This window comes from Plantactinospora mayteni, from assembly GCF_016862935.1.
GTDB lineage: Bacteria > Actinomycetota > Actinomycetes > Mycobacteriales > Micromonosporaceae > Plantactinospora > Plantactinospora mayteni.
On sequence record NZ_BONX01000036.1, the window covers coordinates 223,438 to 244,210 of the forward strand.

The 20,773-nt window shown below is 71.6% G+C and carries 20 protein-coding genes and 1 pseudogene; 8 read left to right on the forward strand and 13 right to left on the reverse strand.

The annotated features are described in order from the left end of the window. Nucleotides 1-13: 13 nt before the first annotated feature. Nucleotides 14-304, reverse strand: coding sequence for a hypothetical protein (locus tag Pma05_RS26680; protein WP_203860218.1), 291 nt, complete (start codon nt 302-304; stop codon nt 14-16). Between the two features lie 452 nt (nt 305-756). Here Pma05_RS26680 and Pma05_RS26685 point away from each other — a divergent pair, with 452 nt between their 5' ends. From Pma05_RS26685 to Pma05_RS26710, 6 genes are all read left to right on the forward strand, one after another. Continuing rightward, nucleotides 757-2,016: a helix-turn-helix domain-containing protein gene (locus tag Pma05_RS26685; RefSeq protein ID WP_486357912.1), complete on the forward strand. Its 1,260-nt coding sequence runs from the start codon at nt 757-759 to the stop codon at nt 2,014-2,016. Then, complete coding sequence (locus tag Pma05_RS26690; RefSeq protein WP_203860220.1) at nt 2,013-2,543, forward strand: GNAT family N-acetyltransferase; 531 nt, start codon at nt 2,013-2,015, stop codon at nt 2,541-2,543. The genes Pma05_RS26685 and Pma05_RS26690 overlap by 4 nt, the downstream gene beginning before the upstream one ends. Before the next feature lie 162 nt (nt 2,544-2,705). After that, entirely contained in the window at nt 2,706-3,665 is a 960-nt protein-coding gene (locus Pma05_RS26695; RefSeq protein WP_203860221.1) for an SDR family oxidoreductase, read from the forward strand. A 34-nt stretch (nt 3,666-3,699) separates the two neighbouring features. Next, nucleotides 3,700-4,911: a hypothetical protein gene (locus tag Pma05_RS26700; protein ID WP_203860222.1), complete on the forward strand. Its 1,212-nt coding sequence runs from the start codon at nt 3,700-3,702 to the stop codon at nt 4,909-4,911. Nucleotides 4,912-4,977: 66 nt separating this feature from the next. Next, nucleotides 4,978-5,367: an Imm1 family immunity protein gene (locus tag Pma05_RS26705; protein WP_239313173.1), complete on the forward strand. Its 390-nt coding sequence runs from the start codon at nt 4,978-4,980 to the stop codon at nt 5,365-5,367. Between the two features lie 364 nt (nt 5,368-5,731). Beyond that, nucleotides 5,732-6,796, forward strand: coding sequence for a methyltransferase domain-containing protein (locus Pma05_RS26710; RefSeq protein ID WP_203860224.1), 1,065 nt, complete (start codon nt 5,732-5,734; stop codon nt 6,794-6,796). A gap of 255 nt (nt 6,797-7,051) precedes the next feature. On the opposite strand, the pseudogene Pma05_RS43800 reads toward Pma05_RS26710, so the two are convergent. The 11 genes and pseudogenes from Pma05_RS43800 to eno all read right to left on the reverse strand — a co-directional run. Continuing rightward, nucleotides 7,052-7,186 (reverse strand): annotated as a pseudogene (locus Pma05_RS43800) (death-on-curing protein); the annotation flags it as partial. 51 nt (nt 7,187-7,237) lie between these two features. Further along, nucleotides 7,238-7,429, reverse strand: coding sequence for a FitA-like ribbon-helix-helix domain-containing protein (locus Pma05_RS26720; protein WP_239313128.1), 192 nt, complete (start codon nt 7,427-7,429; stop codon nt 7,238-7,240). A 47-nt stretch (nt 7,430-7,476) separates the two neighbouring features. Further along, nucleotides 7,477-8,433, reverse strand: a complete 957-nt coding sequence (locus tag Pma05_RS26725) for a Ppx/GppA phosphatase family protein (RefSeq protein ID WP_203860300.1) — start codon at nt 8,431-8,433, stop codon at nt 7,477-7,479. Between the two features lie 253 nt (nt 8,434-8,686). Continuing rightward, on the reverse strand, nt 8,687-9,811 hold the full coding sequence (locus tag Pma05_RS26730) for a cellulose binding domain-containing protein (protein ID WP_203860226.1): 1,125 nt from the start codon (nt 9,809-9,811) through the stop codon (nt 8,687-8,689). 16 nt (nt 9,812-9,827) lie between these two features. Continuing rightward, nucleotides 9,828-11,351 (reverse strand): cellulase family glycosylhydrolase, encoded by a 1,524-nt coding sequence (locus tag Pma05_RS26735; protein ID WP_203860227.1) that lies wholly within the window; start codon nt 11,349-11,351, stop codon nt 9,828-9,830. Between the two features lie 71 nt (nt 11,352-11,422). Beyond that, on the reverse strand, nt 11,423-12,280 hold the full coding sequence (locus Pma05_RS26740; protein WP_203860228.1) for a LacI family DNA-binding transcriptional regulator: 858 nt from the start codon (nt 12,278-12,280) through the stop codon (nt 11,423-11,425). Nucleotides 12,281-12,304: 24 nt separating this feature from the next. After that, nucleotides 12,305-13,540: an ROK family transcriptional regulator gene (locus tag Pma05_RS26745; RefSeq protein ID WP_203860229.1), complete on the reverse strand. Its 1,236-nt coding sequence runs from the start codon at nt 13,538-13,540 to the stop codon at nt 12,305-12,307. A 66-nt stretch (nt 13,541-13,606) separates the two neighbouring features. Continuing rightward, nucleotides 13,607-14,104 carry an amino-acid N-acetyltransferase gene (locus Pma05_RS26750; RefSeq protein WP_239313175.1) on the reverse strand — a complete coding sequence of 166 codons (498 nt, stop codon included), beginning with the start codon at nt 14,102-14,104 and terminating at the stop codon, nt 13,607-13,609. Between the two features lie 149 nt (nt 14,105-14,253). Further along, nucleotides 14,254-14,829 carry a DUF501 domain-containing protein gene (locus Pma05_RS26755; RefSeq protein WP_203860301.1) on the reverse strand — a complete coding sequence of 192 codons (576 nt, stop codon included), beginning with the start codon at nt 14,827-14,829 and terminating at the stop codon, nt 14,254-14,256. A gap of 32 nt (nt 14,830-14,861) precedes the next feature. Continuing rightward, nucleotides 14,862-15,575 carry an FtsB family cell division protein gene (locus Pma05_RS26760; protein ID WP_203860231.1) on the reverse strand — a complete coding sequence of 238 codons (714 nt, stop codon included), beginning with the start codon at nt 15,573-15,575 and terminating at the stop codon, nt 14,862-14,864. Between the two features lie 33 nt (nt 15,576-15,608). Continuing rightward, on the reverse strand, nt 15,609-16,892 hold the full coding sequence (gene eno, locus Pma05_RS26765; protein ID WP_203860232.1) for a phosphopyruvate hydratase: 1,284 nt from the start codon (nt 16,890-16,892) through the stop codon (nt 15,609-15,611). A gap of 234 nt (nt 16,893-17,126) precedes the next feature. Here eno and Pma05_RS26770 point away from each other — a divergent pair, with 234 nt between their 5' ends. Then, nucleotides 17,127-17,843 carry a hypothetical protein gene (locus Pma05_RS26770; protein WP_203860233.1) on the forward strand — a complete coding sequence of 239 codons (717 nt, stop codon included), beginning with the start codon at nt 17,127-17,129 and terminating at the stop codon, nt 17,841-17,843. A 104-nt stretch (nt 17,844-17,947) separates the two neighbouring features. Here Pma05_RS26770 and Pma05_RS26775 read toward each other — a convergent pair whose 3' ends face one another. Next, on the reverse strand, nt 17,948-19,585 hold the full coding sequence (locus Pma05_RS26775) for a DUF885 domain-containing protein (RefSeq protein WP_203860234.1): 1,638 nt from the start codon (nt 19,583-19,585) through the stop codon (nt 17,948-17,950). A 151-nt stretch (nt 19,586-19,736) separates the two neighbouring features. Between Pma05_RS26775 and Pma05_RS26780 the strand changes: the two genes are divergently transcribed. Further along, entirely contained in the window at nt 19,737-20,726 is a 990-nt protein-coding gene (locus Pma05_RS26780) for a DMT family transporter (RefSeq protein ID WP_203860235.1), read from the forward strand. Nucleotides 20,727-20,773 lie beyond the last annotated feature (47 nt).

A 20,773-nucleotide genomic window follows, 5' to 3' on the forward strand; every position in this document is an offset into this window, starting at 1 on the left:
GCAGGATGCGATCTCATCGCAGCTCCCACAGCCCGACCAGAACCTGCTCAAGCTGATCTACCGTCAGCGACGGCTGCACACGGGGGCCGTTCGGGATCTCCAGCCCGCTGCGGCGCCCGATGTGGACCTTCGCCACGCCGCGCGCCCGGCGGGCCAGGAAGCTCGCCGCGTCGGCGGCGCGCGGGCACGGCCACATCGCCAGACGGGCAAAATCCAGGCACCCGACGCACAGGCCGTCGTCGGCCGGGTGATGAACAGCCAAGACGCCACGTGCCTCAAAGCGTACGGTGATCGGCTCGTCCACGGCAGTTGTCATGACCACGGCCCCTTCCGCCGTCAAGCGCAGCCCCGCCGGGGCCATGATTTTCTTGGATGGCGGACGCGCCAGCGGCATCGGCCGCAGCGCGTCCGCCCGACGCTTACCGTCGCAGCCCTGTCGGCGTCCGGCGGCAAGGTCGCGCTCGCTGGTGTGCGTCCCCGGTCGCGCATCGACCAGGTTCGCGACACAATGCGTACAGTCGCCTACGGCCCCACACGGCAGCTACACATCGATGTGAGAGGCGGCTATGCGTCGCCGTATAGCCGGTGGTCACGGGGAGGATGCGCATGTCGGAGCGCGACCGCCGCTGCCAGGACTGCGGTACACCGCTGAGCCGCTACAACACCGCACTACACTGCTCTCCGTGCATCTCCGGCCGCCGGGGGATGCCGGCACCGACGGTGCAGATGCCTCCGCAGGTGTGGTTCACCGCGGACATGCGTCGGGCGTTGAGCCAGTGGAACTGGCAAACCGTGCTGACCGCCGTGGCCAACGAGACCGGTGCGTCGCAGACGCAGTTGGCCGAGCTGACCGGCCTGTCCCAGGCGCACATCTCCCGGCTGATGAGCGGCACGAGTAGGTGCTTCGACATCCGCACCATCAGCCAGATCGTGGACGCTCTCGGCGCGCCGCGCCTGCTCGCCGGGCTCGCTCCCGTCCCGGCTTGGTCTGGGGATACCCTGGGCGTGCAGGGGAACGAGGAGGCCGAGCCGATGAAGCGCCGGACGCTGGTCAGCGCCTCGCTGGCCGTGCCGTTCGCGGCCGTACTCGGCGAGGTCCAGACATACGTCACCGCCGACGGGGCACGCCAGATTCGACTCATGGTGCCCGAGTTGTACACCCTCGACGATCAGATCGGCGGCGAGGCCGTCTGCCAAGCCGCCCAGTGGTGCCTGAGCAAGGTCGACAGCCTGCTCAACCAGGCCGACTACAACGAGCCGACCGGCCGCGAGCTTCAATCCGCGTACGGCGAGATGGCTGAGATGGCCGGCTGGCTCCACTTCGACGCCGGCCGCTACGAAGACGCCAGGTTCTACTACGGTGAAGCGCTTCGCGCCGCTCAACTCGCCGACGACCTCAACCTGGAAGTCCTCACCCTCGCGAGCATGAACACGCTATCGCGCTACCAGGGACGCCCCCGCGAGGCCATCCAGCTCATCCAGCTCGCGCAACGCCGAGCCGCCGGCTGGGCACCGCCGCGCCTGGCCGCACTGCTTGCGGCGCGCGAGGCCGTCTGCTGGGCACAGCTCGGCGACGCCACCGCCTCACGCAACGCGATGCACCGCGCCTACCACGTCTTCCACCCCGACATCGGCGGGGAAGACCCGCACTGGCTTGCCTTCTTCGACACAGCGGAACTCGCCGCCCGCCGCGCCACCGCCAGCGGCTACCTCGGCCGACCCGACCAGGCCGCCACCGCCATGCAGGCGGCTGTCGACGGTCTGGGAGCCAAGTTCCAGCGCAACCGGGCCTACTACAGCGTCCGCCTCGGCCTGTCGCTGCTGACCGAAGGCGACCAGACCCGCGCCTGCCACATCGTGGCCCCAGTGCTGCCACTGTTCGAAGAGGTCCGCTCCGGCCGGGCCCACGCCCGGCTGCGCGAGTTCTGCCACCAGCTTCAAGCATCCACCACGCCAGCCGCCCGTGATCTTCTCGGACAAGTCCACGCACTCCAGGACACCGGGCATCCTGCGTGACCAACCAACCACACATCCGCCGCCTCGAAACGACCGACCTGCCGCGCTATCGGCCGCACTTCGTAGACCTCTACCGGGAGGTCTACGCCGAACCGCCATACCTGGAAACCGACGAGCACGTCGCCGCCTACGTACAACGGTTCGCCGAGGAGTCCTCCCAGCCCGGGTTCGCCCTCGTCATCGCGGAGATCGACACCGAAGTGGTCGGCTACGCCTACGGCCACGCCTTCTCCGCCGACGAATGGTGGCCAGACACCGACCACGAACCTACCGAGACCAAGGGACACACCAAGTTCGCCGTCATCGAACTCGCCGTACGCCGGCCACATCGCGGTCAGGGAGTCGGCACACAGCTGTTGAACACCCTGCTCGATGACCGGCCAGAACACCTGGCGACACTGTGCTCAAACCCCGCCGCGCCAGCTCGCCACGTCTACCAACACTGGGGCTGGCAACCCGTCGCCACCGCCCACCCACCCGACATCCCACCGATGGACGTACTCGTCCTTCAGCTTCGAAAACCGTGACGGTGGCACGCTGACCTTCCGCCCGGCCGCCTGGCAGTCCTTCCTCGCCGAGGTGCCCGGGCAGCGGTGAACGCCGCGTAAGCGCCGCCGGAAACGCCGGCCGCGCCCGGACGGTGCCGCGCCGGTCCTCCAGCGGGGCGCGTCAGCATCGATACTGGTCGGATGCCGCACCGCACGCCTGACATCGACGTACCGGATCTGGCCGGCAAGCTCGTGGTGGTGACCGGGGCCAACAGTGGGATCGGGTTCGGCGTCAGTCACCGGCTCGCCCGGGCCGGCGCGGAGGTGACCCTCGCGGTACGGGACGAGGCCAGGGGCGACCGGGCCATCGCCGAGATCCGCGCCGAGGTGCCCGGCGCGAAGCTCACCCTCCGGCGCCTCGACCTGACGTCGCTGGCCAGCGTCGCCGCGTTCGGCACGGCCCTGACCGAGCAGGGCCGCCCGGTCGACATCCTGGTCAACAACGCCGGGATCATGGCGCCGCGCCGCCGGGCGCTCACCGGGGACGGCCACGAACTCCAGTTCGCCACCAACTATCTCGGGCACTTCGCGCTGACCGGTCACCTGCTTCCGCTGCTCCGCGCCGCCGGTGCCGCCCGGGTGGTGTCGATCAGCAGCATGATGAGCCGCCTCGGGCGGTTCGACTTCGACAACCTCCAGGGTGAGCGCCACTACCAGCCGGTGCGGGCGTACGGGCTCTCCAAGCTCGCCATGCTGGCCTTCGCCCGGGAACTCCAGCGGCGGAGCACGCTCGGCGGGTGGGGAATCCACAGCAACGCCGCCCATCCGGGCGCGACGATCACCAACCTCCAGGTGACCGGGCCGACCCACGGCGGGCGGTCGGTGCGGCTCAACCGGATCCGGAACCGGCTGCTCTATCTCGTACCGTGGGTGTGGCAGGAGATCCCGGGCGGCGCCCTGCCCGCCGTCTACGCCGCGACCAGCCCGGCGGCCGAGGGTGCCGGATACTACGGGCCGGACGGCTTCGGCGAACTCCACGGTGGACCCGCTCCGGCAAAGCTCCCCCGCCGGGCCCTGGACGACGCGGCGGCGGCCCGGCTCTGGGAGGTGTCGGAACGGCTCAGCGGGGTGAGCTACCCCGATCCGCGACCGGCCGGCTGAGATCACGAAACGGGGAACGGGGAAGCGGGGAAACGTGTCGGAGTTCGCCGAGCTTTTCGTCTCGCACCACCAGTTTCTCGTCGTCACCGCGCCGGGCGACACCGAACTGCCGCTCTACACCGTCGGGGACGAACTGGTGCATCTGGTCGGGAACGGTGGCCTGACCGTGATGACCGGGCCGCACACCGGATACGTCGCGGCCCGGGTGACAGTGCTGGCCCAGCCGCCGGACGAGGCCGGCGACGCGGGCTGGGACGCCGCGACCGAGGCCACCCTCTGGTGCCCGGAGGGCCGGATGACCGTGTACGGCCTGATGGGCGACGCCCCCGACGGGCTCCGGAGCATCGCCGTACTGCCCGATCCCGGGCTGCTCCGGGTACGCGTCCGAGCCCGCGACCGCCGGCCGGACCACGTACCCGCCGCCCCGACGGCTCCACCGGAGCAGTACGAGGTGCTGGTCTGGCCGGTGCACGAGGACATCGGGATCCGTACCCTCCACGGCGACGACCTACCCTCCACCGGCTGGACGCCCAAGCCCGACTCGGCCGCCGGGTGGGCGATGGTGCACCTGGTCAGCTCGGCGAACCCGGATCCGCAGACCGCCAACCTGCGGGCCGCCGCAGCCAGGGCCCGAGGTGTCGACCCGGACGAGGCCCAGGGACGCGGTCGGGTGGCCGAGCGGCGTGTCGACGTACGCCGAGAATTCCGGACCGCCATCGGGCCGGCGGCCGCGCTGCTCGGCCGGCCCGCCGACTGCTTCGGCGCCGTGCCGGACGCTGCCGAACTGGTCCTCCCGGCCGGCGCACTGGAGATCCGGCTCGGCCCCGGGCGCGGCGGGCCGGATCCGGCGGACGGCTACACCGCGACCTGGCGCTGGACGGTCGCGCCCGGCGCGACGGCGGTGGTTCCCGACGCCGAGCCCAGCACCGTCGAACTGCGGCTGCGGCCCGATCCGGTCGACGGCACGGCCGCCCGGCTCACCGCCACGCACCGGGCCGTGCGCGCGCAGGACGCGGTACTCCTCGGGCTGGTCTGGGACTACCTGATGCACCGCGCCGGGCTGCTGGTCGACGGCGTCGAGCCCGGGCCGCATCCGTGGCAGGAGAGCATCACCAGCGCCGACCTGGTCGTTGACAACACCGTGTGCGGCACCAACGAGCGGGACCGCGAACATGAATGGTCATGCGGCGATCCTGCCCTCAATCCTGCCCGTCGGGTCACGACTGACGGTGTGGGTGACGCGTGACAGCGGAGAGACCTGGTGGCGCACGACCTATACCGGTACCGGCGAAAGGATCCGGCCTTGACGTTCGTGATGTGGGACTTCCACGGTCATCGGACCGACCTGTCCGGCCCTGCCGATGCGGGCGAGCGGTTCGATGAGCAGGCCGAGTCGATCATGTCCTACGGCGGGTCCGGCCAGGTGCTCTGGTTCGGACCGGCCGACGGGTCGGCGGAGTTGCGGGTGGACGTCGACATCGACGTGGACCGCGCGGCACTGCGCTGGACGACCGACGGCAGGTACGCCGTCGAACTGGAGCCCGGCGTACCCATCACCGTCCTGGAGTCGCCCGACACTGGCCTGGTCACGGTGCCCGGCGAACTCGCCCGGGTGACCGTCGCGACCGCCCGTCGCGCCGTTGTCGAGTACGTCACCGCCGGTCGGCGGCCGACCTCACTGACCTGGGCACCGACCGCCTGATCCGCCGGACCACTCGGCAGGGCGCTCGGCTCCGGCGACGGACTCGGCGCTCATCTCGTACGGGTGCCGGTGATGGCCCGTTCCTGAACCACCAAGCAGCTCTACAGGCGGCTCCGGAGCGACCCGGCGCCGGGGTGAAAACCCGCCCGCGCGGCAACCGGCGGCTTGGTACGCTCCGCCCCATGAGTTTCTTCTTCCTCGTCTGACGCGACCGCTGGCGGGTTGCGGAATAACCCCTCGCCAGCGATGCGGGGCGGCGTCGCGTCGCCCCGAGTCGCGACGTGGGAGAAGATCAGATGATCTTTCGGTTGCCGGTGCGTGCGCGCACCGGGGCCACACCGCGTCCTGGCACCGTCGTCACGTCGTGACGACCGCGCGCCTGGTGGCGCGTACGGTGCGGGGCATCGAGCCGGTGGTGGCCGAGGAGATACGAACGCGGGGACTGGGTCGGGTCAGTGCGGTCGGGCACCGCGAGGTGTGGTTCGACAGCACCGATCCCGGTCCCGAGGTACTGGAGCTACGCTGCGCCGACGACGTGTTCCTGGTCGGCACGGTGGTGTACGGGATCGGCCGGAGCCGGGCCAACCTGCGATTGTTGGGCAAGGCTGCGGCGGCGCTGCCGGTACGGGAGTTGCTGACCGCCCGACGCCGCTGCGGTGGCCAGCAGCGCCCGGCGTCCGGGGTCGACGTGTCGGCATCGTTTCTCGGGCGGCGCAACTACACCCGCTTCGACCTGGAGGACGCGGTTGGCGAGCCGCTCGCCGCCGCGCTCGGGTTGCCCTATCACAGCCGCCGGGGTGGGCTGGCGCCACCGCCGGGCGGGCTCTCCTGGCGGGTCACCGTCGTCGACGACCGGGCCCTGGTGGCGCTCCGGATCGCGGACCGGCCGCTGCACCGCCGCGCGTACCGTCGGGTGTCCCGGCCGGGCAGCCTGCACCCGCCGGTCGCCGCCGCACTGGTCCGGCTCGCCGGGCCACGCGACGGCGATCTGCTCCTCGACCCCTGTTGCGGTGCTGGGACGATACCGGTCGAGGCCAGCCTGTCCGGTGGTGCTCTGTCCATCGTGGGCGGTGACATCGACCGGGCCGTGGTCGCGATCGCCGCCGGCAACGGCGGGGACGCACCGGTCGGTTGGATGGTGGCGGACGCCGGACGGATCCCGCTGCCGGACGGGGTGGTCGACCTGATGGTCACCAACCCGCCGTGGAACCGGCAGGTGCCGTTCGCCGGCATCCTGGCCCGGCGGCAACGGCGGTTCTGGGCGGAGCTGCGCCGGGTGCTGCGCACGGGTGGCCGGGCGGTGCTGCTCGTCTCCGACGTGGACGGCGAGTTGCCGGCCGCGGATGCGGCCGGGCTGACGGTACGGAACCGCCGCCCGATCAGCCTCTCCGGCGCCCACCCGGAGATCGTCGTCCTGCGGGCGGGCTGAACCGGCTGCCGGCGTGTGCGACTGGCCGAATTCGCCACGCCGGCAGCATGGGCACGTCAACAATGTCGAAGATACAGCTTCCGAAGCTCACGGGCGATGTCATTGACCTCGATCATCGCACCGCTCGCCACCGCCATCACCAGAGCTTCGGCCTCGTCCACGTCGACATCCCCTGAGCGGCACGTCGTTGAGGGCGAGGAAGACTCGGGCGCCTGCCCAGGCGAACCGCTTGTTCCCGTCGATCAGTGCGTGGTTCATACAGATCGAGTGCAGCAGCGCTGCCGCTTTCTCCCACAACTCCGGGTACGCCTCCTGACCGAACGCCACCGTTGCCGGGCGGACCGCCGACGACGAGAGCAGCCCGGGGTCACGCACCCTGCGGCGGCTCACCCAGTACGATCGAGGCGATCTCCACGAGGTCGTCGACGTCCAGGTAGTTCGTCACTCCGCCAGCCGCCGCAGCAGTTCGGCGTCACGCTCGGCGATGTCCCGCGCGAGACCCCGCACCTTGGCCCGGCGGGTGTGCGCCGAGACGTACTCCTCCAGCGCCACCACGATCGTGGCGTTCATCGAGCGGTGCTGGTGCTCGGTGAGCCGCTTGAGCCGCTCGTGCAGCTCCTCGGGAAGATTCACCGTGGTGACCATATCGAAATCATATCGGCCACAGGCAGGGCCAACGCCTATCCCAGGACCTCCACGAGGCTGTAGGCGATGCCGTCGAGGATGTCCCGCTCGCTGGCGATCACCGAGGTCATCCCGGCCCGCTCCATGACGATCCTCAGCACGAGCGCACCGGCACCGATCACGTCGGCCCGGCCGGGGTGCATCACCGCGATGGTCAGCCGCTCCGCCGACGACCGGGCCAGCAGGTCGCCGGTCACCGTCACCACGTCGGCGTACGGGATGCGGGCGTGGTGGATCCGGTCCGGGCGGTACTCCGGCAGGCCCAGCGCGATCCCGGCGACCGTGGTCACCGAGCCGGCCAGCCCGATCAGGGTGGCCGCCTCCCGCCCCGGCACCGCCGACAGTGCCCGGTCCACCACCGCCGTGATGTCCGCCTCGGCCGCCGCCAGCTGCTCCGGCGTCGGCGGGTCACCGTGCAGGTGCCGTTCCGTCATCCGGACGCAGCCGATGTCCACCGACACCGCCGCGTCCACCGCCGCCGCGCCGCCACCGGGCGGCCGGCCGCCGACCACGAACTCGGTGGAGCCGCCGCCGATGTCGACCACCAGGTACGGCGCCCGGACGTCGTCGCCCAGCCCGCGTACGGCACCGGTGAAGGAGAGTCGGGCCTCCTCGTCGCCGGTCACCACCTCCGGCTCGACGCCGAGCGTGTCCACCACCATCGAGCGGAACTCGCCCGCGTTGGAGGCGTCCCGGGAGGCGGAGGTGGCGCACATGCGTACCCGGGAGACGCCGAGCGACTCGATCGCGTCCGCGTAGCCCACCAGCGCCTGCCGGGTCCGTTCCAGCGCCTCCGGGGCGAGCCGGCCGGTCCGGTCGAGGTCCTGCCCCAGCCGGACGATCTCCATCCGGCGGACGACCTCGCCCAGCTCGGCCCCCGGCCCGGCGGACGGGTCCGGCACGTCGGCCACGAGCAGCCGGATCGAGTTCGTGCCGCAGTCGATCGCGGCCACCCGGTTCTTCACGATCTTCACCCTACGTCCTCGGAGGCACCGCGACCGCCTGTCGTCGCGGCAACAGCGTCCAGCGTCGGTCCGACGACGGCTGGGGCGCGGGCGGTGTGCCGGGCCGAAGGTGGACAAGCTGGTCGGCGGGGCGGCCGACCCGTGGCCGTGTGGGTGGGACGCGGGGACCACCGGCGGGCGAGTGCCGGCGGGGAGTCCGGTCGGGTACGGGTCCGGCGGCACCGGACCCGTACCCGCGCCGTCAGCTCAGGGTGCAGGTGACGGCCGGTGCGGAGCTGCCGTTGCCGGAGGCCAGGAAGCCGAAGCTGGTCGAGCCACCAGCCGGCAGGGCGCCGTTCCAGCTCAGGTTGCGGGCCGTCACCGTCGCGCCCGTCTGGGTTACCGTGGCGTTCCACGCCTGACTGATCTGCTGGCCGCTGGCCAGGCTGAACGTCGCGGTCCACGCCGTGCTAGCCGTCGACCGGCCGTTGCGCACGCTCACCTCGCCCTGGAACCCGCCGCTCCACTGGCTCACGATCCGGTAGGTGGCCGTGCAGCCGCCGGCGCTCGGCGGGGTGGTCGGCGGGACGGGCGGGGTGGTCGTCCCGGGGGTGGGGACGACACCGCCGAGAAGCTGGGCCACCGCCGGGTAGAAGCGGTTGGCCATCTTGCGGAAGCCGGACTCGACCGGGTGTACTCCGTCGTTGGTGTCCGTGCCGGCGTTGAAGCCCGTCCACTGGTCCACCACCACGATGGGCGAGCGGGCGGTGGTCAACCCGGCGGCCCAGCCAGGAATCCGGTTGTTCAGCGTCACCGTGTCGGCCGGGCAGGTCTCGCAGCCGTGGTGCGGGATGATCTGCGCCACGACGATCTTCATGTCCGGGTTGTTCGCCCGCATCTGGCCGATCAGCTTGGTGTACGCGGCCATGATGGTGTCCATCGACTGCCAGCCGCCCCACAGGTCGTTCGTGCCCAGATGCATCACGACGATGTCCGGGTCCGCCGCGTTCAACCACGGCGGAAGCTGGTTGTTGTCGGCGATGCCGACGGCGGAGAAGCCGCCGTGGCCCTCGTGGTCGGCGTCGTACGAGAACCCGTAGTTGCAACTGCCTCCGTCGGAGGCGCTGCCGACGAAGTCGATGTTCGAGTAGCCGGCCGTCCGGAGTTGGTTCCAGAGCAGGGCGCGCCAGCAGCCGGGACCTGCGGTGATCGAGTCGCCGAGCGGCATGATCCTGATCGGTGCGGCGGCCGACAGCGCGGGTGCGGCGGGAGAGACCGCCGTGAAGGCAATGGCCAGGACCGCGGCGAGCGCGGTGATCACGGCGTACCAGAGGGGTTCGCGCGGCGTCGCCGTCCGGTTCTGCACGGAGTCCGTCTGTTCGTTCATGGAGTCACTCGCTCCCTCATGGAGTCACGGTCAGCAGGTGTGCCCGGTAGCCTTCGCCGTAGGTGCTGGTCGGAGTGCCGTCGTAGTCCTGGATGAGCACGTTGCCGCCGCTGCATCCCCATGGGTTCCAGGTCCACGCGGTGTATCCGATCCGCTGCGAGTCGAGCCAGGTCATCACCCGGTCGAGGTAGTCGTGCGCGCAGGTGTCCTGGCCGATCTCACCGGCGTGCACCGGTACCTGGGCGGCGACCGGCGCGAGCTGGCTGTTCCAGCAGGGCTCGGTGACGCAGGCGTTGAAGTTGTACGAGTGCCACGACGCCACGATGTTGCCGCGCGGATCGGTCGGCTTGTAGGTCAGCCACTGGGTCAGGTCGTTGGTCCAGGTCAGGCCGGCGACCAGCAGCACGTTGCCGGCCCCGGTGGCGCGTACCGCGTCGACCAGGTCCTGCATGCCGGCCACCTCGTACCCGATCCCGGTGCAGGTGCCGCCGTCGCGCAGGCACCGCCACGCGGCGGACATGTCCGACCAGTTGTTGGCGGCGTCCGGGTACGGCTCGTTGAACAGGTCGAAGAGCACGGCGTCGTTGCCCTTGAAGGCGTTCGCCACGCCGGTCCAGAACCGCGGGGTGTACTGCCGGCTCGGCATCGGCTTCTGGCAGGTGGCGTTGACGTCGGCGCAGGCCGAGATGTTGCCGGTGTAGCTGCCGTGCGTCCAGTGCAGGTCGAGGATCGGGTTGATTCCGTTGGCGACCAGCAGGTTCACGTAGTCCTTGACCGCCTGCTGGTAGGTGGCGCCGCTGGGTGTGCCCGAGAGCCCCAGCCAGCAGTCCTCGTTCAACGGGATCCGGACGGCGCGGATGTTCCAGGTCTTCATCGCGTCGACCGAAGCCTGGTCCACCGGCCCGCTGTCCCACATCCCCTTGCCCTGTACGCAGGCGAACTCGCCGCTGGCCCGGTTGACCCCGAGCAACCGGTAGGTCGCCCCGGCGGCCGTCACCAGCCGGTTGCCGGAGACGCGCAGGGCGGGCGCCGCACCAGCGGGCGGGGGCGTGCTGGGCGGTGGGGTGGTGGGCGGAGCCGTGGTCGGTGGCGTCGTGGTCGGCGGACCGGCGGACGGCGACGTGATCGCGCCGGTACAGGTCGTGCCGTTGAGCGCGAACGAGGCGGGCACCGTGTTGGTGCCACTCCACGAGCCGACGAAGCCGATCGCGGTCGATCCGCCGGTGCCCAGCGAACCGTTCCAGCCCAGGCTGGCGGCCGAGACGCGCGCGCCGGACTGCGACCAGGTGGCGCTCCAGCCCTGGCTGACGCGTTGGTTGGGGTCCGGGAAGTCGAAGGTCAACGTCCAGCTCGGTACCGGCGAGCCGAGGTTGGTGATGGAGATGTTGCCGGTGAACCCACCGGACCACTGGCTCTGCACGGTGTAGGTCACCGAACAGCCGGCGGTCGCGGCGGACGCCGGGTACGTGCTTGCCACCAGACCGGCGACGACCAGCGTGGACACCGCGCCGGCAGCGAGCAGGGCAGGACGACGTTTCATGAGGATCTCCTCTGACAGAAAGAGGTGACCATCAATGGGAGCGCGTGAAGGAGCTTTCTTTATTAAGCTCACTAAGTCAAGTGCGTCCGGTGTTGCGGGCCGGGTGCCGCGGTCGTCCCCCGGGCGACGACGCTCTCGGTCGCGCACCACCGCTGCGCGACCGGCTGCCCCTCGATCAGCCGCAGCACGGACTCGGCCACCAGGTCACCGAAGAGGTGCACGTCGAGACTCATCGTGGTGAGTGGCGGTGACGCCAGCCGGCACAGGCTGGAGTCGTCCCAGGCGATCAGGCTGAGGTCGCGGGGAATCTCCAGGCCCAGTTCCTTGGCGGCGTTGAGGCCGGCAAGGGCCATCAGGTCGTTGTCGTAGATGATCGCGCTGGGCGGCTCGGGACGGCCCAGCAACACGGTGGTGAGCTTCGCGCCCGACTCCTCCGAGTAGTCACCCGCCACCAGCTCGGCGGTGACGCCGGCCGACCGCACCGCCTTCAGCAGGGCGGCGGTACGGGTCCGGGTGTGCCGCAGAGTCTCGGGGCCGCTGACCCGCGCGATCCGGCGATGCCCCAGGTCGAGCAGGTGCGCGAGCGCCGCCCGGACCGACCCGACGTCGTCCCGGCGTACGGCCGGGGTGCCGGCGGCGGCCTCGCCCGCCACGACGACGGGTAGGCCGAGTTCGCCCAGGATCGCAGGTCGGGTGTCGTCGACGGTCGGATTCACCAGTACGACGGCGTCGACGAGTTGCTGCTGAGCCCACCGCCGGTACGCCGCGATCTCCGCGCTGTGGTTGGCGACGATGTGCAACAGCACCGACCGCCCGTGCTCCGCGAGCCGTTCCTCGATGCCGGCGATGAACTCCATGAAGAAGGGCTCCGCGCCGAGCAGTCGGGGTGGCCGGGCGAGCACCAGCCCGACCGCGCTCGTGGCTCCCATCCAACCTCCCCGCCTGGTCCGGGCTCAGCCGGCCGGCTCGGTGACCGGCACGGGCTCGGAGTCGAGAGGTCCCGGCAGCCGAAGCCCCTGCCGCAGGGGAACCAGCTCGGACTCCAGCACGAGGGTGGCCGCACCGATGGCACAGGCCGTCGCGGCGGACCGCGACAGCCGCACGTCCACGGTGGGCGCGGAACGGGCGGGGAACCCGTGCAATTCCTGCCGTACGACCGGAAGGTACACCGAGCCGGCAACGGCGAAGCTCGGCCCGGTCAGTACGACGACCTCCAGATCCATGATGTTGACCAGGGTGCGGGTGGCCGTCCCGACATACCGGGCGGAACTCTCCAGCAGCGCCAGCGCCCGCGGCTCGCCCCGCCGGGCGGCGCGACTGATCGTGGCGAAATCCGTCGCCACCGAGGACTGCTCCGCGCCGCCTCGCAGGCCCACCGCCCGGGCCAGTGACGCGTCCGCACGCCCGGCCGTGACCACCGCCGCCGGACCGGCGACCGCCTCCACACAGCCGCGGGCACCACACCAGCAGCGCGGGCCGTCGGCGTGTACACAGATGTGCCCCAGCTCGCCCGCGTTGCCCCGCGGACCCCGGTAGGTGATGCCGTTGAGGACCAGCCCGGCGCCGATCCCGCTCCCCATGTAGAGCGCTGCCGCCGCGCTGGCGGCCCCGAACCCGCCGGCCCAGTGCTCGCCCAGCGCCGCGGCGGTCGCGTCGTTGTCGAGTACGACAGGTAACGTCGTCGCCCGCTCCAGCTCCGGGCCGAGCGGGAACCCCTCCCACTGCCGCATGGACGGACCGGGGAGGACCAGGCCGAGACCGAGTACCCGGGCACGCTCCACACCGACGCTCTCGATCAGCGTCGCTATCTCGGCCGCGATCCGGGCCACCACGCCCGGCGGTTCCTCGGCGCCGGCACCCGGCCGGGCGATCCGGGCCACCGCGACCCCGGCGAGGTTGGTCAGGACGTACGTCAGCACGCCGTCGTCCAGGTGCACACCCACCGCGTACCGGGCGGCGTGGTTGAGCTGGAGCAGGATCCGGCGCTTACCCCCGGTCGACTCCGCACGGCCGGTCTCGACGACCAGACCCTCGTTGATGAGTTTGCGGACCAGGTTGGAAATCGTGGGTGCGGTGAACCCGGTGGCGTTGATCAGGCCCACCCGGCTGATCGTGCCGGCCGCCCGGATGGCGTCGAGGACCGCTGCCTTGCTGCTCGCATGCGGTTTGCTCGCTACTTGTCCGCTCACTGCTCCTCTGCCACGGCCAGGTGGTCGACGCAGCAAAGCATACAAGGAACTCGCTGTCCGGAGCGCTCAGAGCCGGAGCAGCATCCGGGAGTTGCCGAGGGTGTTCGGCTTGACCCGTTCCAGTCCGAGGAACTCGGCGACGCCCTCGTCGTACGAGCGGAGCAACTGCTCGAAGACCGCCTGCGGCACCGGGGCCCCGTCGATCTCGACGAACCCGAAGGCACCGAAGAACCCGGTCTCGAAGGTGAGTACGAAGACCCGGGCGACGCCCAGCTCCCGAGCGGTGGTCAGCAGCTCCGCCACGATCCGCTGGCCGATCTTGCGCCCCCGGTACGCCGGGTGCACCGCCACCGTCCGGATCTCGGCCAGGTCCTCCCACATCACGTGCAGGGCACCGCAGCCGACCACCGTGCCGTCCGCCGGGTCGACCGCGACCCAGAACTCCTGGACGTCCTCGTAGAGCGTGACGGTGGCCTTGCTGAGCAGTCGCCGCTCCGGGCTGTAGGTGTCGATCAGCTCCCGGATCCCCCGTACGTCGGCGGTCCGGGCCCGCCGGATGACCAGCTCGGCCGGGACCTCCGGCGGCTGCTCGGCCAGGACCTCCGGCGCCTGTTCGGCCGGGATCTCCGGCGGCTGATCGGGTGGGACGGGCGCCGGTTCGGCCGGGATCTCCGGCGGCTGATCGGGTGGGACGGGCGCCGGTTCGCCGCCGGTCATCCGGCCGGCTCCGCCGACCGGGCCGAGGGCGCCGGCTGCACGCACGGGCCGTCGGCCCACCACTGTTCGAGCAGCTCCAGCACCTCGTCCCCGAACGGGTTGACCCCGGGGCCGGCGGCCAGCGCGTGCCCGAGGTGCACGTGCAGGCACTTCACCCGACCCGGCATGCCACCGGCCGAGATCCCGTCGATCTCCGGCACGCCGCCGATCGCCTCCCGCCGGGCCAGGTAGTCCCGGTGCGCCGCCTGATAGCGCTGGGCCAGCTCCGGGTCGGTGGCCAGCCGGTCCTGCATCTGGCGCATCACCCCGGCGGACTCCAGCCGGCTGCACCCGGCCACCGCTCGTGGGCAGGTCAGGTAGAAGAGCGTGGGAAAGGGCGTGCCGTCGGCGAGCCGGGGGGTGGTCTCCACCACGTCGGGCTGGCCGCACGGGCAGCGGTGCGCCACCGCCCGGGTGCCGCGCGGGGTCCGGCCGAGTTGGGCGGCGACCGCCGCCAGGTCCGCGTCGGTGGCCGGCTCCCGCACCGGTGCCGGCACGCCGGCCGCCGCCGGCTCCGCGCTGGGACGACCCACCGCATCGGGTACGCCGACCGGGTCGGAACGGCTCACCGGCCGGCCCGATCCGGCTCGTTGGCCGCCTGCACGCTGGACCAGAGGGTGTCGTACCACGGCTGTGGAGCCCGTTCGGCCGCCTTCGGATCGACTCCGGCGTCCCGCGCCGCGCCCTTGCGGTCGACGAGCACCACCAGCGGCGACTCGCCGGGCAGCACCATGAAGAACCGCTCCCTCGCCTGGATCTTCACGTATTCGGGGTCGTCCCAGAGCGCCGCCTCCTCGGTCAGGTCACCGATGAGTTCCCGCTGCGCCTGCTGGGCCGCCTCGATCCGGGCGATGTCGGACTGCTGGTTGAGATAGACCCGGACCGGATAGGTGTATGCCAGCGCGAGCGCCACCAGCACCCCGGCGAGCACGGTCGCCCGGCCGGTGTAGCGCCGGGGCTGCTGGGCGTACGTCCGCTTCACCGCCCGGGCGGCGACGGTCCGGCGGGCCGCCGCGGGCCGGTTCCCCGAGCGGGAGCCGTCGGCGCCCCGGCCGGTGCTGGACGACCGGGCCGATCCGGTCGACCGGGAAGCTCCGGAGGAGCGGGAAGCTCCGGAGGAGCGGGAAGCTCCGGAGGAGCGGGCCTGGCCCTGCCGTGGCTCGGCCCGGGATCCCGACTCCCGACCCGAGGTGCGGCCGGTCCGGGACGTCCCGGACCGGCTACCACGATCCGGCCGTCGAGCCGGGCCCTGCCCGCTCGGCGTACGGCGTTGCGTCATCGCCGTCGCACCCCTCCCCCGAAGGCTGACCCGTCAGTTGGAACGGTAACGCGGAAACGCGCTCGTACCCGCGTACCGCGCCGCGTCGGCCAGCTCCTCCTCGATCCGGAGGAGCTGGTTGTATTTCGCCACCCGGTCGGAGCGGGCCGGCGCACCGGTCTTGATCTGGCCGCAGCCGGTCGCCACCGCCAGGTCGGCGATGGTGGTGTCCTCGGTCTCGCCGGAACGGTGGCTCATCATGCACTTGAAGCCGGCCCGGTGCGCCATGTCGACCGCCTCGAAGGTCTCGGTCAACGAACCGATCTGGTTCACCTTGACCAGTACGGCGTTCGCGGTCTGCTCGGCGATGCCCCGGGCGATCCGCTGCGGGTTGGTGACGAAGAGGTCGTCGCCGACGATCTGGATCCGCTCGCCGACCGAGGCGGTCAGCCCGGCCCAGCCGGACCAGTCGTCCTCGGAGAGCGGGTCCTCGATGGAGACGATCGGGTAGTCGTCGGCCAGCTTGTGGTAATAGGCGGTCATCTCGTCCGCCGTCTTGGTGCCGCCCTCGAAGGTGTAGACCCCGTCGGAGAAGAACTCGGTGGCGGCCACGTCGAGCGCGAAGACGATGTCGGTGCCGACCCGGTAGCCGGCCTTCTCGACCGCCTCGGCGATCAGGTCGAGCGCGGTGGAGTTGGTCGGCAGGTCGGGGGCGAAGCCACCCTCGTCGCCGAGGCCGGTGGCCAGGCCCTTCTTCTTCAGCACCGACTTGAGCGCGTGGTAGACCTCGGCGCCCGAGCGCAGCGCCTCGCGGAACGACGGCGCGCCGATCGGGGCAATCATGAACTCCTGCACGTCGACGTTGGAGTCGGCGTGCGCGCCACCGTTGAGGATGTTCATCATCGGCACCGGCAGCAGGTGCGCGTGCGGGCCGCCCAGATAGCGGAAGAGGCTCAGCTCGGCGCTGTTCGCCGCCGCCTTGGCCACCGCCAGCGAGACCCCGAGGATGGCGTTGGCGCCCAGCTCCGACTTGTCGTCGGTGCCGTCGATGTCGAGCATCTTCTGGTCGATCAGCCGCTGCTCGCTGGCCTCGTAGCCGACGAGCTGGTCGACGATCCGGTCCTCGATGTTGGCGACCGCCTTCTCGACGCCCTTGCCGTTGTAGCGGTCCTTGTCGCCGTCGCGCAGCTCGATCGCCTCGAAGGCTCCGGTGGACGCGCCGGACGGCACCGCGGCGCGGGCGACCGTACCGTCGTCGAGCCCGACCTCGACCTCGACGGTCGGGTTGCCGCGCGAGTCGAGAATCTCCCGGGCGACGATTCCCTCGATGGTGGCCACTGTCCTGCTCCTCAGAAATTGAAGTCGATCCATCGATAGTCGATGGCGGTCCGTCCCCGTCGCGACGGTGCGGCTGAGGCTTCCGCAGGCAGCCTATCGGTCGGGTCCGTAGCTCCGGGCGCTGCCTCCGGGCCCGGCCGCCCGGCCGCGAGGGCGTCCGACATTTGTGGACTTCCTTCGCGTACGTGGGAACCGGTTTGCGCGCGCTTGACCCGATCGTGAAGGCTGTGGGCCATGCCGGCTGTGTCGATCTCACTCCGGGTACTCGCGGGGGCGATCATTTCCATCCTGACGGTCTCCGGGTGCCAGACGCTGGACGACGCCGGTCGGGTGATCGGCCGGGCAGATCTGGTCAACGACCTGGCCGCCCGGCTCGACCGGTCCACCGAGCTGACCTACTCGGCCGACTACCAGCTCCCGGGCGGGCAGCACGCCTCGATCTCGCAGTCGCAGGACCCGTTGCGCGCGGCGTACACCTATCCGGGCGGGAAGTTGACGGTCACCACGGACGCGACCACGGCCTGCGACACCACTACCCGGAAACCGACCTGCACGCTCACCGCGCCTCCGCCGGCCAACGCCAAGCCGTCGATCACGATCTTCGCCGACATGAACAAGCGGGGTCTGGTCACCCCGCCGGTGGTGGTCGGCCTGCTCACCTCCGCCGCGCTCGATCCGGACGCGACGATCCGGCAGTACGACACCACCGTCGCCGGGCGGCACGCCACCTGTGTGGAGGTCGACCAGCTCAGCGACGCCCCGGCGGTCGGCTTCGACGCCTGCATCACCAGCGAGGGCGCGTTGGGCAGCTTCACCGGTACGGTCGACGGCACCGAACTGGAGGTGGCGCTGAGCCGCTACCGGGACGCGGTGCAGAGCGACGCCTTCGACCTGCCCGCCGGTGCCGGACTCGTCGACCGGCGCGCCGAGGCGGGTCAGCCGCCCGCCTGACCTCACGCCGGGTCCTGCCTCAGGGCGGGTCCTGCCTCAGGGCGGGTCCTGCCTCACGCCGGGTCCTGCCTCAGGGCGGGTCGTGCCTCAGGTCAGGTCGTGCCTCAGGCCAGGTCGTCTTCGTCCAGGCCGAGCAGCTCGGGCAGGTGGCGTGGCGACGGTGAGCCGTGCGCCAGCATCGCGTCGTGCCACTGCCGGACCGGCACCCCGGTCGGCCGGCGCGCGGCGACCCCGGCGACCTGGTGGTAGCCGACGAAATAGGTGGAGAGCTGGGTCGAGGTGAGCAGGGCCCGACGCCACTTGCCGGCCGCCTCGCCCTCCTCCTGGAAGCCCCGCCCGGTCATCAGCGCCAGCCCGTCGGACTCGGACAGCTCCTCGCAGTGCGTCAACTGGTCGAGGATCGCGTTGATGGTCATCCGGAGCTGCATCTTGAGCTGCTGCAACCGCACGGCCAGGCCGCCGAACCCGTGCGCGACCATCGCCTCCTCGGCGTAGACCGCCCAGCCCTCGATGAACGGCCCCGAGTGGCCGAGCGCGCGGGCCCGACTGCTGCCCCGGTAACGCCGGGCGTGCGCCAACTGGAGGAAGTGCCCCGGTACCGCCTCGTGCACGGTCAGGTTGCGGATCATGTGGTCGTTGTACTCCCGGAAGAACGACTCCACCCGGGCCGCCGACCAGTCCGCCGGAGTCGGCGCGATGCAGTAGTACGTCGGTACCGCGGCGACCTCCAGCGGCCCCGGCGCGTCGCAGTACGCGACCGCGACGCCCCGGTCGTGCTCGGGCATCTCCCTGATCACGCAGGCGTCGTCGACCAGCGACACCAGTTCGGTGTCGGCGACGAAGTCGCGCACCTCGTCCAGGGTGGTCCGGGCCAGCGGCACCACCGAGGAGTTGTCCGGGTGCTCGTCGGCGAGCAGGGTCAACGCCTGGCGTACCGTCTCGTCCGAGGCCGGGCCGCCGACCAGCTCGACCGCCGCCGCCCGGATCTCCTCGGTGACCCGCTCCAGGTTCGCCCAGGCCGAGTCGAGCACCTGCCGGGCGCCGAGTTCGGTGTCCAGGGTGTGCCAGAGCCGCGCCTCCCAGAGCCGCCGCCCCAGCCGGGGGTCCCGGCCCGGCCCGGCGTCGTCGCGCAGTCCGGCGCGGAGCCGGTCGGCGAACCCGGTCAGCTCGCGGATGGCCGCCCGGGCGACCGGCTCGACCGTGTCGCGCAGGCCGGGCGCCTCGGCCAGCAGGGCCGGCACCTGGTCCCGGACCAGCGCCGCCGCGCCCTCGAACTGCCCGACGGCGGTCTCGGCGTGGATCCGGGGTACGTCGCGGAGCACGGCCCGGGCCGTCGCCAGCGCGTCGGGTACGGCGGCCAGCCGCCCGGCCAGGCTGGTCAGCCGTACGTCGGCCGGGGCGAACGGCCGGGCGACCAGCGCGTGCAGCAGCGGCCCCGGGTTGTACACCAGCGGGTTCCACTCGTGCGACCGCACCTCGGTCAGCTCGAAGATCCCCCGGTCGACCAGTGCGGTGAGCACGGCGTGGTCGACCCGCTCCGGTACGTCCAGCTCCTCGGCGTCCACCTCGGAGAGCGCGTGCGCGGCGTCCCGCAGCATCGCCACCCGACCGGCCACCGCGTCGGCGGACCGGTCCGGCAACTGGTCGTCGACACCGTGTTCACCGACCGACGAGGCCAGGTCGGGGTCGCTGGCCAGCAGCGCGTCGACGATCCGTTCGGCGAGCGGGACGAATGGTGGCATGGGGAAAACCTAGACGATCAGTTCTCGCCCCGTCGGCCGGCACATCGACTCGATCCGCCCGCCGCAGTGGCGGTGGTTAATGCAATGGCCCTGTCATGATGCCTTGGTTTGGCCCTGTCCCATGGACCAATCCGGTCCTAGCGTCGGTCGGGTGAAGGTCTCGAACCCGGTCGCGGTACTGCTCTGCGTCAGCGGGATGGTGCTGGTCGGCAGCTCCGTCTCGATCAGCCAACTGGTCCTCGACTATCCACACCTCACCGGCCAGGCAGCCCGGTACGCCGTGGCCGCCGCCGTGCTGTTCGCCCTGGTCCGCCGCTTTCCCGGACTGCTGGCCGGCGGCACACCCCCGCCCGGCCGGCCGAACCGGCGGGAACTGGTCGTGCTGACCGCGCTCGCGCTGACCGGGATGGCCGGATTCAACGCCTGCATCCTGGTCGCGCTGCCGCACGCCGACCCGGCAGTGGTGGGTACCTTCATCGGTGCCGCGCCGCTCGGGCTCGCCCTGCTCGGTCCGCTCACCGGTGGACGCCGGCCGGCACTCCGGCTGGTCGGGGCGGCCGGCATCGTCGTCGCCGGTACCGCACTGGTGCAGGGCAGCGGACGGGCGGACGCGACCGGCATCGTCGCCTCGCTCGGGGCGTTCGGCGGCGAGATCGCATTCTCGCTGCTGGCCGCCGCCGTACTGCCCCGACTCGGGCCGGTACGCGTCGCGGCGTACAGTTGCGCGCTGGCCGTACCACTGCTGCTGTTGGCGGCGATCCCGGCGGGTGAGCTGTCCCGGTGGCGGCTGCCCACCCCGACCGAGGCAGCCGCGTTCGGCTATCTGGCGGCGATGATGACCGTGATCGCCTTCCTCGCCTGGTTCACCGGGCTGCGCCAGCTCGGCGTGGAACGGGCCGGCGTACTCGTCGGGGTGATGCCGATCGCCACCCTGCTCACCGCGGCGGTCCAGGCCGGTCGGCTGCCGGATCCCGGGCAGGCCGCCGGGGTACTGGTGGCGGCGGTCGGCATCGCCGTCGGCCTGAGCGCGGGCCGTCGGCGCCGCGACCGGACCTCGACGGAGACCGCCACCGCCCGGACCGCAGGTGACGATCCCGGTGCCCCGGCGTTCGGTGACGATGCCGGTGCCGGCGTTCGGTGACGATGCTGGTGTGCCGGCAGTCGGTGATGATGCCGGTGCTGGCATTG

Bases quoted from the DNA above. Each gene is read 5' to 3' on its own strand.
- Pma05_RS26735 (WP_203860227.1), bottom strand. From the start codon at position 11,351: ATGAAACGTCGTCCTGCCCTGCTCGCTGCCGGCGCGGTGTCCACGCTG.
- Pma05_RS26730 (WP_203860226.1), bottom strand. From the start codon at position 9,811: ATGAACGAACAGACGGACTCCGTGCAGAACCGGACGGCGACGCCGCGC.
- Pma05_RS26740 (WP_203860228.1), bottom strand. From the start codon at position 12,280: ATGGGAGCCACGAGCGCGGTCGGGCTGGTGCTCGCCCGGCCACCCCGA.
- Pma05_RS26760 (WP_203860231.1), bottom strand. From the start codon at position 15,575: ATGACGCAACGCCGTACGCCGAGCGGGCAGGGCCCGGCTCGACGGCCG.
- Pma05_RS26770 (WP_203860233.1), top strand. From the start codon at position 17,127: ATGCCGGCTGTGTCGATCTCACTCCGGGTACTCGCGGGGGCGATCATT.
- Pma05_RS26685 (WP_486357912.1), top strand. From the start codon at position 757: ATGCGTCGGGCGTTGAGCCAGTGGAACTGGCAAACCGTGCTGACCGCC.
- Pma05_RS26695 (WP_203860221.1), top strand. From the start codon at position 2,706: ATGCCGCACCGCACGCCTGACATCGACGTACCGGATCTGGCCGGCAAG.
- Pma05_RS26775 (WP_203860234.1), bottom strand. From the start codon at position 19,585: ATGCCACCATTCGTCCCGCTCGCCGAACGGATCGTCGACGCGCTGCTG.